The 260-nt window shown below is 68.1% G+C and carries 1 protein-coding gene; it reads left to right on the top strand.

The features are described 5' to 3' along the window. Positions 1–75: 75 nt before the first annotated feature. Positions 76–260: hypothetical protein (locus tag ACVA58_RS28270; RefSeq protein ID WP_446513552.1), on the top strand; the 185-nt coding region annotated here is incomplete at its 3' end.

Here is a 260-nt window from a genome sequence, read left to right as displayed (position 1 = left end):
GACGGTCGACTTCAACAAGATGGCAGCCGGCCAGCAGGCCTTCGGCACGCGCTATCTGGACGAGGTCCGCTGAGCATGAGCACCGTCACCCGAACCACCTTGCCTGAGGACGCGGTACTGCCCGCGCGGTGGCGGGTGGCGTTGCTGGCGCCAGCCGTTGCGCTGTTCTGCGCGTTCTGGCTGCTGCCGATGGCTGCGCTGCTGCGTGTGAGCGGCAGCGAAGGGCTGATCGCCACTTATACGGCGGCGCTGACCACGCC

Source organism: Photobacterium sp. DNB22_13_2 (assembly GCF_052873915.1).
Note: the sequence above shows the minus strand (reverse complement) of the source record. Positions and strands in the feature narration are given on the sequence as shown.